At 41.7% G+C, this 12,415-nt stretch carries 13 protein-coding genes; 11 read left to right on the forward strand and 2 right to left on the reverse strand.

The genetic code is table 11. The annotated features are described in order from the left end of the window. Positions 1-352: 352 nt before the first annotated feature. The 3 genes from ACY8DT_RS08630 (at position 353) to ACY8DT_RS08640 (ending at position 2,507) form a co-directional block, all read left to right on the forward strand. Positions 353-1,696, forward strand: a complete 1,344-nt coding sequence (locus ACY8DT_RS08630) for a hemolysin family protein (protein ID WP_462419904.1) — start codon at positions 353-355, stop codon at positions 1,694-1,696. Positions 1,697-1,893: 197 nt separating this feature from the next. Next, a complete protein-coding gene (locus ACY8DT_RS08635) occupies positions 1,894-2,181 on the forward strand; it encodes a hypothetical protein (protein ID WP_462419905.1) in 288 nt (95 codons plus the stop codon). An 11-nt stretch (positions 2,182-2,192) separates the two neighbouring features. Then, positions 2,193-2,507, forward strand: a complete 315-nt coding sequence (locus tag ACY8DT_RS08640) for a hypothetical protein (RefSeq protein WP_462419906.1) — start codon at positions 2,193-2,195, stop codon at positions 2,505-2,507. 30 nt (positions 2,508-2,537) lie between these two features. Here the strand turns inward: ACY8DT_RS08640 and ACY8DT_RS08645 are convergent, their stop codons facing one another. Continuing rightward, the gene (locus ACY8DT_RS08645; RefSeq protein ID WP_462419907.1) at positions 2,538-2,795 is read right to left on the reverse strand and encodes a GlsB/YeaQ/YmgE family stress response membrane protein; all 258 of its coding nucleotides are present in this window, start codon (positions 2,793-2,795) and stop codon (positions 2,538-2,540) included. Positions 2,796-2,976: 181 nt separating this feature from the next. Between ACY8DT_RS08645 and ACY8DT_RS08650 the strand changes: the two genes are divergently transcribed. The 6 genes from ACY8DT_RS08650 (at position 2,977) to recQ (ending at position 8,645) form a co-directional block, all read left to right on the forward strand. Beyond that, entirely contained in the window at positions 2,977-3,555 is a 579-nt protein-coding gene (locus ACY8DT_RS08650) for an anthranilate synthase component II (RefSeq protein WP_462419908.1), read from the forward strand. Positions 3,556-3,557: 2 nt separating this feature from the next. Further along, on the forward strand, positions 3,558-5,258 hold the full coding sequence (gene pabB, locus ACY8DT_RS08655; RefSeq protein WP_462419909.1) for an aminodeoxychorismate synthase component I: 1,701 nt from the start codon (positions 3,558-3,560) through the stop codon (positions 5,256-5,258). A 4-nt stretch (positions 5,259-5,262) separates the two neighbouring features. Continuing rightward, positions 5,263-5,472 carry a hypothetical protein gene (locus tag ACY8DT_RS08660; RefSeq protein ID WP_462419910.1) on the forward strand — a complete coding sequence of 70 codons (210 nt, stop codon included), beginning with the start codon at positions 5,263-5,265 and terminating at the stop codon, positions 5,470-5,472. Between the two features lie 16 nt (positions 5,473-5,488). Continuing rightward, complete coding sequence (locus ACY8DT_RS08665) at positions 5,489-5,746, forward strand: hypothetical protein (protein WP_462419911.1); 258 nt, start codon at positions 5,489-5,491, stop codon at positions 5,744-5,746. Further along, positions 5,743-6,684 (forward strand): 5-oxoprolinase subunit C family protein, encoded by a 942-nt coding sequence (locus tag ACY8DT_RS08670; protein WP_462419912.1) that lies wholly within the window; start codon positions 5,743-5,745, stop codon positions 6,682-6,684. The genes ACY8DT_RS08665 and ACY8DT_RS08670 overlap by 4 nt, the downstream gene beginning before the upstream one ends. Before the next feature lie 134 nt (positions 6,685-6,818). Continuing rightward, entirely contained in the window at positions 6,819-8,645 is a 1,827-nt protein-coding gene (recQ, locus tag ACY8DT_RS08675) for a DNA helicase RecQ (RefSeq protein ID WP_462419913.1), read from the forward strand. A gap of 49 nt (positions 8,646-8,694) precedes the next feature. Here the strand turns inward: recQ and ACY8DT_RS08680 are convergent, their stop codons facing one another. Then, a complete protein-coding gene (locus ACY8DT_RS08680) occupies positions 8,695-9,555 on the reverse strand; it encodes a DMT family transporter (protein WP_462419914.1) in 861 nt (286 codons plus the stop codon). Positions 9,556-9,939: 384 nt separating this feature from the next. Between ACY8DT_RS08680 and nrdI the strand changes: the two genes are divergently transcribed. Both nrdI and nrdE read left to right on the forward strand, forming a co-directional pair. After that, positions 9,940-10,347 carry a class Ib ribonucleoside-diphosphate reductase assembly flavoprotein NrdI gene (gene nrdI, locus ACY8DT_RS08685; RefSeq protein WP_462422248.1) on the forward strand — a complete coding sequence of 136 codons (408 nt, stop codon included), beginning with the start codon at positions 9,940-9,942 and terminating at the stop codon, positions 10,345-10,347. Beyond that, positions 10,310-12,415, forward strand: a complete 2,106-nt coding sequence (nrdE, locus tag ACY8DT_RS08690; RefSeq protein WP_462419915.1) for a class 1b ribonucleoside-diphosphate reductase subunit alpha — start codon at positions 10,310-10,312, stop codon at positions 12,413-12,415. Before nrdI ends, nrdE begins: the two co-directional genes overlap by 38 nt.

Consider the following 12,415-nt stretch of genomic DNA (forward strand, 5'->3'; position numbering starts at 1 on the left):
ATAGATTGAAACAAAGGCGTTCATCTAAATTGGAATAACACATTACTACACCACCTTTAAAGTTCACAAATATCATTATAAAACAAAACTATATGCATTTTCAATACAAATTTCAATGTGTAAAAACATCTCCGAATTTAAGTGGTTGGATTTGTTAGTAAAACTATCCCTATATATGGTAAAATACTCTTAATAATTAACTTTTGGTGGAGGTGACTACAATTGGGAAGGCGATTTTGAAAATTAACTTATCACTTACGTTGTTAAGTGATAATAAAATCAGTATAAATAATTCAATATTGCACAATCGTGGTCAAAAATTACCGGAGGTGAATCCCTTTTAGGGAACATTTTGGACATATCAACCTTAATAAATTTAGTTTTATTTGCAATTTTAATTTTACTTACGATGCTCTTTGTAGGATCAGAATTCTCGTTAGTAAAAGCAAGACAATCGCGTTTGGATAACCTTATAGATGAAGGAAACAAAAAAGCGGCATTGGTCAAGGCGATGACACAGAAGCTGGATTATTACTTATCCGCCTGTCAGCTTGGTATTACAGTGACGGCTTTAGGTCTGGGGTGGATTGGTGAATCGACGTTCGAGGTGATTCTTCATCCATTTTTTAATCTGATAGGCGTACCTGAAGATTTGACAACGCCGCTTGTTGTGGCATTTGCGTTTGCAATAGTCACATTCATCCACGTCGTAGTGGGTGAACTGGCACCAAAGACAGTTGCAATTCAATATGCTGAACAGATGGCGATGGCCTTCTCGAGACCGATGTATTTCTTTGGAGTGGTCATGAAACCTTTGATCTGGTCCATGAACGGCACTTCAAGATTTTTATTGAGACTCGTCGGCTTTAAAGATATGCCGACAGAACAGGCGCACTCAGAAGAAGAATTGAAAGTCATCATGACGAACAGTTATCAGAGCGGGGAAATCAACCAGACTGAACTTGCCTACATGCAGAACATCTTTTCTTTTGATGAGAGGCTGGCAAAAGATATCATGGTGCCGAGAACACAGATGATTACATTGACCGAACCGATAGAGATTGATGATGTACTCGGCGCTGTTCAGGAACACAACTTTACACGTTACCCCGTCACGGATGACAGCGGAGATAAAGACCAGATCATCGGCTTTATCAACGTGCGTGAATTTTTAACGAATCATGTATCGAACAGCAATGCCGGACCGGATAACTATATACATGAAATTCCGTTGATTACTGAAGTATCACGCATCAGTGATGCACTGATAAAAATGCAGCGTGAACGCGTGCATATCGCATTGATCATTGATGAATACGGCGGGACTGCAGGGATGATCACCATGGAGGACATCTTAGAAGAAATCGTCGGTGAAATCAGAGATGAATTTGACGAAGATGAAGTTCCGGACATCGTTAAAGTTGAGGATAACATCTATCATATTAACGGACGTGTATTAATTGATGACATTACTGACGACTTTGGCATTGAATTTAAAGACAGTGAAGATATTGACACCATCGGCGGCTGGATGCAAAGCGTCAATGCAGATATCGAAGTCGACGATTATATCAATACCGAAAAAGATAAATGGATTGTTCTGGATACAGACAATCATACAATCAAACAGGTCGCCCTGCTGAAAGGCTACAATATAATCAGCGGCGATGAGTCAGAGAATGATGAAGGCAACTAAAATATAAATGTAAGAAACCGTCGGATATCAAAGGATGCCCGGCGGTTTTTAATATTGTGGGTGTATCCGGTCATCATCGCAGAGGGTTTTATTTTCAGGAACCAGTCATTTTTATAATATGAGCGGCGAAGAAATATTATTTACATGCAATTTAATGATAAAATGAAAACAGCGATAAAATCTATGGGGTGAAGGGTATGGGGATTTTAGAATTTCTGGTGGCGACGGTACCGGTCGTATTGTTTTTCGCAGTGCCGTTATATGCGATAAAACGCCGTTCGGATCAAAAGGATGACCGGTTGAAGATCGATCATATACGTGAGCAGAAAGAATTGGAAGAAGTGCGTCAGGAAAACTATTTGCTTGAAAATAAACAGATGCGCATTGAATTGGATAAGATCAAAGAGGAAAGAGCTTTGAAGGAAAGTAACGGCCGTAAAGAGGACAGATGGCTGATAGAGGAAAGTAAAGAACGTGAATTGTAGGTGTTGAAAAGATGGGGATTTTTGATGTCATCATGGGGCTTGTCGGGCTGGGCGGCCTCGGGATTTTAAGCATTGCCGGCATCGTATTTTATGCGATAAAAAGAGATTTCGGACAGGAAAAAGAAAAACTGGAATTAAAGAAGATGCAGGAAGAAAGAAAACTGGAACGGATCAAACAGGAAAATTATTTATTAGAAAATGAAGATATGCGTCTTGAATTGAAGAGAATCAAGGAAGAACGGCTGTTGACAGAGAAGAAGAACAGCGATAAAAAACGCTGGCTGATAGAAGAAACAGAATATGATAAAGAAAAACCTGAGAATTAAGATTCTCAGGTTTTATAGTGTACAAAATCATCAGGCTTTGTTGCCGCCGATCGCTTTCATAATAAATGATACTATCAATATGAGAATAATTGCGCCAATCAGGCCGCCGATAAGACTCACGCCGCCAATCTCGGGACCTATGCCAAGACCGAGTGAGTTACCTATTGAAGCGCCGACCAGACCGGCAACGATGTTGCCGATGATACCGAACGGTACATCTTTACCCACGATTCCACCTGCAATCCAGCCAATCAGGCCGCCGACGATAAGTGTTATAATCCAACCCATAATAATATCCTCCTTAACAAATTGAAATAAAAATAGAAAACATTGAATCAATTTCATTCTAAAATCTAGTTACCCTTTTAAATGATTTTTAAACCATAAAGCCGGATGAATGGAAGAACAAATATCAACATTAAATGATATATGCTAAAATATAGGAAAACAAAAGGAATACGGACTACTTATGAAAATATTAATGATAAATAACTACGATTCATTTACATACAATCTCGTCCACTATATGGAGGGGAATCCATACGATGTGGAAATTTTAATAAAAACACCTGATGAACTGGCTGGAGTGTCGATTGATCAGGAGAACATCATCGGCACGGTTATCTCCCCCGGACCATCGCATCCGAAAGACCGTCAGGATGTGATTGATTTTGTTGGACAGAATTGGGAGAGGGTGCCGATATTTGGAATATGTCTCGGGCATCAGATGCTTTGGCATATGACCGGCGGCGATGTAGTCAGAGGTGAACGTCCAATCCACGGACATACTTACGAAATCCCGCATACCGGAAAATTTATATTCGAAGGTGTCCGACAGCCTTTGACGGTGACAAGGTACCATTCTCTTGTATGCGCCGGGGAAAGTTTGGAGTTTGATGTGACTGCACAGTCTGCTGATGGTGTGAACATGGCCATTCAGCATAAAACTTTGCCGATATTTGGTGTCCAGTATCACCCTGAAGCGATTTTATCCGCTGACGGCAGAAAGCAGCTATTCAACTTTATCAAAATAGCATTGGAGGCTTAGAAATGCAGGTACATGCCAAGTTTAAAAAACATTCACGGGTGGAGGATCTGTATTTTACAGATCCGGTCCTCGTTATGACAGAACAGACACACAGCCTTCATGCAGCGCTGGAAGCAGGTGAGAGATACATGGCAGACGGCTATTATGTAATCAATGCCGTTACATATGAGTCTTTCGATAAGGAGAATGAGCAGTTCATCATCGGTGTCTTCTCTGATGCAGTGGACTACCGGACATTCATATCTGGCAGAAAAATATCAACGTATAAAATGACTGAGCCCGAATTTACGGAAACCCGGGAGCAGATCATTAAAAATATTCAGCAGGTCAGGGAATATATACGGGACGGCCATACTTACCAGGTCAACTATACGACGAGGCTGAAAGGTAATTTTTACGGTGACGGGCATACTTTATTCGAAACACTGATGTCTTCAAATAATGGAGATTATGCGATGTATATAGAGTACGGCGATGAGCAGCTTGTCAGTTGTTCACCGGAATTGTTTTTCGAAATCGACCAGGACAGGACGATTCGTACTCGTCCGATGAAAGGTACTGCGCCCCGCGGACAGGATGAAAGTGAAGATGATGACAACTATCGTTTTTTGAAAGAGTCGAAAAAGGACCAGGCTGAAAATGTGATGATAGTGGACCTGCTCAGAAACGATCTTTCCAAAGTCGCTGCGAAAAACAGTGTGAATGTACCGAAGCTGTTCACTATAGAGGAATATGCTACGGTCTTTCAAATGACTTCTACAGTGGAAGCGGACCTTGCCGATGATATGAATATCACCGATATAATGGAAGGGTTATTCCCGTGCGGTTCCATAACGGGTGCACCAAAACTTTCGACGATGAATATCATCAACGCCCTGGAATCGACTCCAAGAGGTTATTATTGTGGAACGCTGGGAATCATGTATCCAGACGGGGAATGTGTTTTCAATGTTCCAATCAGAACGCTTTATATAAAGGGTGAAGATTACGTTTACGGTGCAGGCGGCGGGATTACATACGATTCAATCCCCGCTTCAGAGTATGATGAAATTGTTGATAAAACTGCATTTCTAAAAAAGGCGCAGTTTGAACTGATCGAATCGATGCGCCTTGAAGACGGCCGTGTGCCAAGACTTGAGTATCATGCAAAACGGCTGGCAGCATCTGCAGAAACGTTTGATTACAAGAGAGCGGATCTGACTGCAGCAGTCGGCAGTTATATGGAAAAGATGGACATATCTGAAGGCTTGTATAAACTGAGGGTGACTCAGAACCGGCCGGGGGAACTTGTACTATCCCATACGCCGATTGATGATCGTAAGGAGGGTTCCGCAATTCTGTACGATGAGCCGATTAAAGCCCCACCTGAATTTATTGAGAATAAGACAACAGTAAGGTATCATTACAAAATGCCAAACGATGATTTCAACATCGTTTTATATTATAATGAACAACAACAGCTGACCGAGTTCAACATCGGGAACATCGTCATTTCAGAAAATGATAAATTTTATACGCCATCAGAGCAGACAGGCATTTTAAATGGTGTGATGAGACAATCTTTATTAGATGATGGAACGATTGAGGAAAAAGACTATTCAGTTGATGATTTCATCGAAAAATATAAAAATGGGCGGATTTCCTTATTTATGATTAACAGCGTCCGTGGCTGGCTTCAGATCAGACTTACAATACAGAGGTGAAAAAATGATAACTTTTTTACTGATAATACTACTTGTTGGTATCGTCTTATTTACACATTTCGTAGTAACTTATTTAATAGATAATGACTTGAAGATAATTGGTGTTTTGATTGGTTTCGTCGGTCTGGTCGTGGCTATTATCATCACGTATTTTATCATTACAAATATTACCGAGTTTCTGACGGCTGAATTAGATTTTTTCTATAATAATTAATATAAGGAGGACTAGGATGTTTTTTGCTAATGGGGACCATGCAGTTACATACCAACAGAACGAAGTCATCGACCCGGCGGTTCTTGAACGGCTGGAAAAGGCATTTGACGCTGAATCACATGAGTATTTAACAGAAATACTCATTACCGGGAACACTTTGACTTTCATGTATGAACCGATAAAAGTGATGGAAAGCCATGATACTATTGAGCCCTGCGGGCTTGTAGTCGAAGAGGCACAAAGATTTTTAGTTGAAAAGGGGTTTTTAAAGTGAGTTTAATCATTCAGGACAGTGGTCTTTATTCAATCGTCCAATCGTTGAACAAACAGCCCTCACCTGAAGGTCAGGAATTCAAAGGTGCCTGTGACAGACTGGCCCATCAGCTGGCAAATCAGCTGGTCGGCAATAAAAAAGATGAATTGACAATAGAAATGACTGTCAAGCCGGCCATCATCAAATTCACCGAGCCGACGATCATCGCTTTCTCCGGTGCTGAATTTACAGGCCGGTGCAACAACCAGGAAGTGCTTCCGAACAGAATTTATCTTTTCGACCGCGGCGATGTTTTAAAGTTTGTGGACACGCCCCGCGGCAACAGGATATATATCGCTGTTGCGGGCGGCATAAAAGTCGAAGGATCCAACATATTAAAGTCCGGTGATGAAGTGATCATGTGCCGTGATTATACAGTCCAGCATGATGAGCTGTTCAATATGCTCCGCAATAAAAATATGGTGAGCTGGGGAGTGGATACATATTCGCTCGTTGAAATTTATATATCAGATCTCTTTCATGTGGTCAAAAGACCGGACATCAGTGACGAAGTATACGAACAGCTTGAAAGTGTCGAGTTTACAGTATCTAAAGAGAAGAACAGAGTCTCCCTCCATCTGGAAGGCAGACATCTGGAAACAGAGCTGTCGGACATCACCCATCCTGGCATCGAGGGGGGCATTTACATCGCGGGCGGCGAGCCTGTGCTCGCTCTCAATGATTTTGACCAGCCGACAACAGCAGAGCTTATAGGGACCATCCCTTCATATCATATGCATAAGCTGTCCCAGAAGAGGCGGGGGTCAAAAGTGAAATTTAAGGTGATTGACTGTGATGATGCCCATGCGAACCTGTATGCACAGAATCTATGGGTGAAAAGTTTATTCAAAGCGATTGATTACCGCTTGTCCAAAGAACTCGTCAAAGAAAAAATGTAAAGTGGAACATCTGGAGTATTTCCAGATGTTTTTTTTGTGGAAAAATTCATTAATCCAACAAATCATCATGGAAATCGGGTATAATATATATCATTAATTATTGAGTTATTCAGTTTTAAACGGTGGGATGAAGAATGATAGAGACGACATTACAAAAATATTTTGGATTTAAAACGTTCAGACCTAAACAACGTAATATCATCAACTCTGTTAAGAGTGGACAAAATACTTTGGGCGTTTTACCGACCGGTTCCGGTAAATCGCTCTGTTTTCAAGTGCCGGGATTGGAGCTGGAAGGCATCACTCTCGTAATATCTCCATTGATTTCCCTGATGAAAGACCAGGTCGAGCAACTTAACAGAATCGGTATTCCTGCGGAATACTTGAACTCTACCTTGAAGAAAAGTGAAATCAGAGACATTGTGCAGGATGGGCTGAAGGGGCGCTATAAATTTTTATATGTCGCACCCGAGCGCTTTAACAATGAAGAATTCCGCCAGTTTGTAAGGAAGCTGGATATACCGCTGGTCGCATTTGACGAAGCCCACTGTATTTCCAAGTGGGGTCATGACTTCAGGCCGAGCTATCAGGATGTAATACCATCCATCCAGGCATTGATACCTGAAGCGACGTTTGTCGCTTTGACGGCAACTGCTACAGCAGAAGTCCAGGAAAATATCCAGGAACTGCTGAATATCAAAGATGAACATGTAGTGCTCCAGAGTATAAAGAGGGACAATCTGCATTTGACTGTGAACAAGACATATCAGCGTGAGCAGTTTATTCTATCGTATATAGAAGAACGTAAAAATATGTCAGGCATCGTCTATGCAGCGACAAGAGCGGAAGTTGAAAAAATAGCATCCTATCTCAAAGATCAGGATATAGACAATGTGATCTATCACGGCGGACTCGGAAAAAAAGAGCGGGATGACAACCAGCATGCATTTGTCTCGAATGACGTGAATATCGTAGTCGCGACAAATGCTTTCGGCATGGGTATAAACAAACCCGATATCCGTTTCATCATCCACCACAACCTGCCGGGGGACGTGGAAAGCTATTATCAGGAAATCGGGCGTGCAGGACGGGACGGTCTCACCAGTGAGTGTATACTGTTATCCAGTGAACGGGATGTCAATTTGCATCAGTTCTTCATTGACCGCTCGAACGGGAGCGACCAGCATAAAGATCATATGCGCAGCAAACTGGATAAGATGATCCAGTACAACAGGACATCAAAGTGTCTGATGAGTTTCATGGTCAAGTACTTCGATGCGGATGAATATGTGAAATCATGCGGACATTGCGTGAACTGTTTGAGCAATGACCGCACTTACAATATGAAGCAGGAAGCAAAGACCGTTCTGAACGTTATTCAGGATACCGGGACACCTTTGACGAAAGAGCACATCATCCAGATTTTGAGAGGGGAAAGAAGCGAAAATATTCTTTTCAACGGGCTGGACCGGTCCCGCTATTTCGGACTCATGAAAAATTATCTGACCGGAGAAATCCACCATATTCTGGATGAACTCATTTTAAACGGTCATGTGCATTATAAAAATGATTATTTATATCTCGTGGATCTCAGTTTCTATATATTGAAAGAGAACAAAGATATATATACCGTGCCTTTCAGAAAGCAGTTCAAGGAAAAAGTGAATGTTTCCACAGCCTCTTCACCGAATGAAGCACTTTTTCAGAAACTGTTGGAGAAAAGAGGGTCACTGGCTGAAAAATACGGAGTGGATGAGGAAAGTATATTCAGTGATTCCGTTCTGAAAGAGTTTGCAAAAAAGCTGCCGATGTCAAAACAGGACATGGTGCATCTGGCAGGCGTGGGTAACTATAAGCTGAAGCATTACTGTCCGCATTTCCTGAAAGTGATCAGGCAGCACAAAGAAAGGTTATCAGCACATAATAAAAATTCAAAGCATAAGTCACCGCAGAAAAATTAAAATAACGATCAAATTCAAGTTCGAATTGATCGTTATTTTAATGGCCGAATCAGAATTCTTCTTTTGGCGCACGGTTTTTCATGAACATGTAGTAGCTGGCGCCAAATATGATGAAGTATCCGATGACCGACATCATGTCCGGCACTTCATTCAGAATGAATATGCTCAAAAGTGCAGTGAATATGATCGTCGAATAGAAAAATATCGATATTTCCCTGGCCGGTGCGAAGCTGTATGCGATTGTCAGTCCGAATTGGCCGAAGGCTGCAAATATGCCTGCAAGAATCAGCATGATCCACTGTTCGAAAGTCATCGGTTCATATTGAAAGATGAAAAACGGGAGCAGGGCTACCGTTGAAAACCCCGAAAAATAAAAGACGACGGTATAGAACTTTTCACGGCTGCCCAGTACACGCAGCACCGTATACGCACCAGCAGCCAGAATTGCACCGAGTATACCGAGCAGAGCATATACGGTGTCGCTCGACATTGACGGCTTGATGATGAATACTGCCCCCACCAGAGCGACAATGATTGAAATCATCTGGAATCTTCTTATGTATTCCTTTAAAAAGATTGCACATAACAGAATGGTGAAGAACGGGCTCAGTTTGTTCAGTATTTCGGCATCGCTCAAGACCATGCGGTCGATGACGAAAAAGTTAAGCAGCACACCAAGCAATCCCAAACTTGATCTGAGCAGCAGCAGCCCCTGGTTTTCTTTGCGGCCAAAAAGCTTTTCTTTATAATAAATGACCAGGGCTAAAGAAATGGCCATGGAAATGAAATTTCTGAAGAACGTTTTCTGGACAGTCGGCAGGTCACCGCTGTATTTCACAAAGAAGGACATGAGGCTGAAACCAAGCGAAGAAATCAGCAATGCAATAATGCCTTTTGTAGTATTGCTCATAAAACATCAAAGCTCCCTTATTTTATGATTGCATTAAATTTCATTAAAAGTAATGTAAATAAAAATGCAAAAAAAATTATTAAAGATTTACTGAATCAGTATATCATAGATATCCCAACGATTAGATGAATTCAGTGACAGAAATAAGCGATGAAACTTATTGAAATTCCAGTCTTTTACCATTGATAAATTATTTTTATTGTGGCAAGATAGAACATAAGAAAACAATATATGGTGTGCCGAAATATTTCCAAACACCACATATTGTGTTAAATTAAAATAAAGTACTGTCTGTCGAAAAGACGGGATGGTTGGAATGACTTCGAACGTATGTTCGATTTCTTTGTTTTATGGTAGGATTATCTAAGGAGGGAGATGGATGGTATGCTGATCGCATTCTACTCCATGACCGGCAATGTCAGGCGATTCGTAAATGGCTCTGATATTGGAGACCGATTTGAATTATACGAGATTAAAGCGGCGAACAAAAACGAAAAGATAACAGAACCTTATATACTTGTCACGAGCACTTATGGATTTGGCGGTGTACCGGCTCCGGTAGAACATTTCCTGGATGTTAATGGTGAAGGATTACAGGCTGTGGCAGCCAGTGGAAACCGTAACTGGGGCAGCAACTTCGCTAAAGCAGGGGAGCACATCCAGCAGAAATATAAAGTGCCGCTGCTGATGAAATTTGAATTGCATGGCACCGGGAGCGAAAGAGAATCATTTAAAGAGAAGGCAGGGAGTATTAATGAAAGTATTAGACGAGAAGAAGTACAATCATATTGAACTCAATAATGAAGTGACGAAGAGAGATGAATCAGGCTTTTACCAACTCCATAAAGATATCGAAGCATTGGAAGTATTTATGGAGGAAGTGAAGGATAAAACGATTCATTTCGAGACAGAGCTTGAGCGACTGCATTATTTGGTGGACAATGACTTTTACTATGACTTGTTCGAAGAATATACAGAAGAGCAGGTTACTGAGATTGTAGACTATGCAGATTCACTTCCTTTTCAATTCAAGAGCTATATGGCGGCAAGTAAATTCTTTAAAGACTACACTTTAAAAACAAACGATAAAAAACAGTATTTGGAAGATTACAAACAACATGTCGTCATTGTGAGCCTGTATCTGTCCAAAGGTAACACAGACCAGGCGAAACGTCTGATCAATTCAATGATTGAACAGCGCTATCAGCCGGCAACACCGACATTTTTAAATGCCGGGCGTGCGCGCCGCGGTGAAATGGTGTCCTGTTTCCTTCTTGAAGTGGATGACAGCCTGAACTCGATCAACTATATCGATTCAACTGCCAAGCAGTTAAGTAAGATTGGCGGGGGTGTGGCAATCAACCTGTCCAAACTCCGTGCACGCGGTGAAGCGATCAAAGGCATTGAAGGCGTGGCAAAAGGGGTGCTTCCTGTAGCAAAAGCACTGGAAGGCGGATTCGGCTATGCCGACCAGCTCGGTCAGCGTCCGGGTGCAGGTGCCGTCTATCTGAACATCTTCCACTACGATCTGCCTGAATTCCTGGATACTAAAAAAGTGAACGCAGATGAAGACCTGCGTCTGTCCACGATTTCAACCGGCCTTGTAATACCGTCCAAATTTTTCGACCTTGCTGCAAATGACGAACCGTTCTATCTGTTCGCTCCGCATACGGTGGAAAGAGAATACGGCGAAACATTGGACGACATGGATATTGACAAGATGTACGATCAGCTCGTTGCAAATGACAATGTCAAAAAGCGTAAATTTGATGCACGCGATATGTTGAACACAATTGCACAGACTCAGCTGCAGTCAGGCTATCCTTATATCATGTTCAAGGATAACGCGAATAAAGTTCACCCATTAAAAGATGTCGGCGATATTAAGATCAGTAACTTATGTACTGAAATCTTCCAGCTTCAGGAAACTTCGACAATCAACGACTACGGTATCGAAGATGATATCAAGAGAGACATTTCATGTAACCTTGGTTCACTCAATATCGCAAACGTCATGGATTCAAAGAAGGTACGTGAATCCGTTCATGACGGCATTGAAGCATTGACTGTCGTCAGTGATGATACTGCAATTGCGAATGCGCCGGGTGTCAAAAAAGCAAATGACGAGCTCCATTCAGTCGGGCTCGGTGCGATGAACCTCCACGGTTATTTGACGAAGAATAAAATTGCCTATGAATCAGAGGAAGCAAAAGATTTCGCGAATGTGTTCTTCATGCTGCTCAATTACTATTCATTGGAAAAATCAATGATGATTGCGGTGGAACGCGGTCAGACATTCAAAGATTTCGAACGTTCCGACTATGCAACGGGTGAGTATTTCGATAAATATGTTAGCAATGCATATGAACCCGCAACAGATAAAGTGAAGCCTTTATTCGAAGGTATTTATATTCCGACGAAGGAAGACTGGGCGGAACTCCGTGATCAGGTGAAGGAAAATGGGCTTTACCATGCCTACCGCCTGGCTATCGCGCCGACGCAGAGCATTTCCTACGTCCAAAATGCAACAAGCTCGGTAATGCCGATTGTAGATACGATTGAACGCAGAACTTACGGCAACTCGGAAACATTCTATCCAATGCCGTTCCTGTCAAAAGAAAATATGTGGTTCTACAAGAGTGCGTTCAACGTCGACCAGATGAAATTGATTGATCTGATTGCAACAATTCAGGAGCATATCGACCAGGGAATCAGTACAATCCTTTACGTAAACTCGGAAATTTCAACGCGTGAATTATCAAGACTATATATTTATGCACACCATAAAGGTCTTAAATCCCTGTACTATACAAGAAACAAGTTACTCAGCGTTGAAGAATGTACAAGTTGTTCAGTTTAA

Source organism: Salinicoccus sp. Marseille-QA3875, assembly GCF_054950095.1.

Bases quoted from the DNA above. Each gene is read 5' to 3' on its own strand.
- ACY8DT_RS08635 (WP_462419905.1), top strand. From the start codon at position 1,894: ATGGGGATTTTAGAATTTCTGGTGGCGACGGTACCGGTCGTATTGTTT.
- ACY8DT_RS08640 (WP_462419906.1), top strand. From the start codon at position 2,193: ATGGGGATTTTTGATGTCATCATGGGGCTTGTCGGGCTGGGCGGCCTC.
- ACY8DT_RS08645 (WP_462419907.1), bottom strand. From the start codon at position 2,795: ATGGGTTGGATTATAACACTTATCGTCGGCGGCCTGATTGGCTGGATT.
- ACY8DT_RS08650 (WP_462419908.1), top strand. From the start codon at position 2,977: ATGAAAATATTAATGATAAATAACTACGATTCATTTACATACAATCTC.
- pabB (WP_462419909.1), top strand. From the start codon at position 3,558: ATGCAGGTACATGCCAAGTTTAAAAAACATTCACGGGTGGAGGATCTG.
- ACY8DT_RS08660 (WP_462419910.1), top strand. From the start codon at position 5,263: ATGATAACTTTTTTACTGATAATACTACTTGTTGGTATCGTCTTATTT.
- ACY8DT_RS08665 (WP_462419911.1), top strand. From the start codon at position 5,489: ATGTTTTTTGCTAATGGGGACCATGCAGTTACATACCAACAGAACGAA.
- recQ (WP_462419913.1), top strand. From the start codon at position 6,819: ATGATAGAGACGACATTACAAAAATATTTTGGATTTAAAACGTTCAGA.
- ACY8DT_RS08680 (WP_462419914.1), bottom strand. From the start codon at position 9,555: ATGAGCAATACTACAAAAGGCATTATTGCATTGCTGATTTCTTCGCTT.
- nrdI (WP_462422248.1), top strand. From the start codon at position 9,940: ATGCTGATCGCATTCTACTCCATGACCGGCAATGTCAGGCGATTCGTA.
- nrdE (WP_462419915.1), top strand. From the start codon at position 10,310: ATGAAAGTATTAGACGAGAAGAAGTACAATCATATTGAACTCAATAAT.